Origin of the sequence: Sphingomonas sp. (genome assembly GCF_019749955.1) — a bacterium.
Taxonomy (GTDB): Bacteria; Pseudomonadota; Alphaproteobacteria; order Sphingomonadales; family Sphingomonadaceae; genus Sphingomonas.
The window spans coordinates 1-1,521 of sequence record NZ_JAIEPC010000109.1 but is presented as its reverse complement, the minus strand read 5'-3'; the positions used below and the strand labels follow the sequence as shown (position 1 = coordinate 1,521).

The following is a 1,521-nucleotide window of genomic DNA, read 5'->3' as shown; positions in this document are numbered from 1 at the left end:
GCGAACTTGCGCAACGTCGCATAGCGGTCGGCCGCGACCCTCAGCGGATCAAGATTGGCGGTTTCCGCGATCGTCGCTACTTCCGGCCTCGCCTTCAGGAGGGTGTTCCACCCGACCGATGCGTCCAGGGCCTCTATCGGATCTTCGCCGGTATCGACCGCATCGGTGAGCGCGTCGATCGTCCTGCGAAAGATCAGCATCAGCCGCGCCACGTTCTTCGACGTGGTGGCATAGCTGCGCGCCTGGGCGTTCTTCGCGCGGGTGAAGATGCTGCCGATCAGCTTGTCCGCCATTTCCAGGGCGCTGTCGGTCAGTCGTTCCTCGAGGTCGAGCAGGAAGGCGACAAGCGTGGCGCGTCGGCGGGAGGGGATATATCGCTCGATCATATAGGCAGGCGAAGCGCGGCCTTCCCTGACATATTGCCGAAATCGGTCCGCATGGATGCGGCCAGCCACGTCCGGAGAGATGCCGATATTCCGCACTTGCCGCAGGCGGTCGAGAATCTGGCGGATATGATCAGGCCTGACCGCGATGGGAATGGTCTTGAGCGAGGCGAGCTGGCTCATGCCGCCGGCGTCGTCAAAGAGTTGGTCAATAGCGTGGACCTGTTCGGCGCTGAGATCGGCGGTCAGGCTGTAGGCTGCCTGCTTGCGGGCACGTGCGCGTCCCGCGCTGCTGGCTCGTTCGATGGTGGAGATGGACGGCAGCAGAATTCGGGCCTCGCGCAGGGCAGATACAACGCCGGTCGCAATCGTCATCCCCTTGTCGGTCGCCCACGCCATCTTCGCGGCTGCTTCGATCATGAAGGGAATATCCGCGCGGGTCGGCCCCCGAAGACCCAAACGCGCCGCCAGCTCACGGGCATGGTCCGTCATCGTCTGATCCCGCGCCGCATAGTTGGCCAGGTCTGTTACATGAAGACCAAGCTGCTCCGCGACGAAGGCGGCGAGATCATGAGGTATTGCTCCCCTGTCCTGTATCAACTGCGCCAGTGTGATGCCCGGGTGGCGCAAGAGCGCGAGTTGCAGCGCCACGCCCAACTGATTCCGTCGCTCCCGTCGTGCGCCGATGATCTCGATGTCCGCAGGCTCGAAGGTATAGAGTCGGGCCAGATGGTCACGATCGGTCGGGATAGCGAGGATCTGATCGCGCTCGCTTTCGGTCAGGAGCTGATGCTTGCGCTTCGTCATGCCGATTCCCGTCCACAAAAGGTCATTTGTTCCTATGGACAGCCGTGAGTAAAGAGACATAGTATGTGGACGGATATAGATGGGGCGAAGCGGTCGCCCTTCATAGCGTCCACAGAACGACCGTTTGGGAGACGCGCGGCATGGGCGATATTCTGGGCTATGCCCGCGTCAGCACCGGCGATCAGGACGTAGCCGGCCAGACCATGCGTCTGGAGAAGGCCGGCGCCATCAAGGTGTTTACCGACGTCATGTCGGGCAAGAGCATGGAGCGCCCCGGTCTGGCCGAGCTGATCGCTTATGCTCGCAAAGGCGATACGCTGGCGGTGGTCCG

At 62.5% G+C, this 1,521-nt stretch carries 2 protein-coding genes; one reads left to right on the top strand and one right to left on the bottom strand.

Annotation, left to right across the window (positions count from 1 at the left end):
• Positions 1-1,190 (bottom strand): DUF4158 domain-containing protein (locus K2W81_RS15660; protein WP_294106220.1); only part of this gene is annotated, 1,190 nt, incomplete at its 3' end.
• Positions 1,191-1,330: 140 nt separating this feature from the next.
• Here K2W81_RS15660 and K2W81_RS15655 point away from each other — a divergent pair.
• The coding region (locus K2W81_RS15655; RefSeq protein ID WP_294106217.1) for a recombinase family protein at positions 1,331-1,521 on the top strand (191 nt) is incomplete at its 3' end.